The following is a 244-nucleotide window of genomic DNA, read 5'->3' as shown; positions in this document are numbered from 1 at the left end:
CGGGAAGGGGTTCTGGTTGAGGACGAGTTGGGCCGCACCCTGGCGGTGAGCCGGGACGGCCAGGTGGTGGCCTACCGGGTGCGCATGGTCCGGGGGAGGCCCCAGGTCCTCAGGGAGTGGCGGCTGGACCTCTCGGGGAGGCTTCTCGCCGACCTCCTGCAGGCCCTCCCCCGGTCCGCCCGGAGGGTCTGGGTCACCGGGGAGGCCCGCCCCCCCCCCCCCCCCCCCCCCCCCCGCCCCCCCC

Annotated in this window: 1 pseudogene; it reads left to right on the top strand. The window is 78.3% G+C overall.

Going from position 1 to position 244, the window contains the following annotated elements:
* Positions 1-244, top strand: a pseudogene (locus tag ACYQ0J_RS00785) (metal-dependent hydrolase); the annotation flags it as partial.

The sequence above is a fragment of the Thermus sp. FJN-A genome, assembly GCF_054655095.1.
Note: the sequence above shows the minus strand (reverse complement) of the source record. Positions and strands in the feature narration are given on the sequence as shown.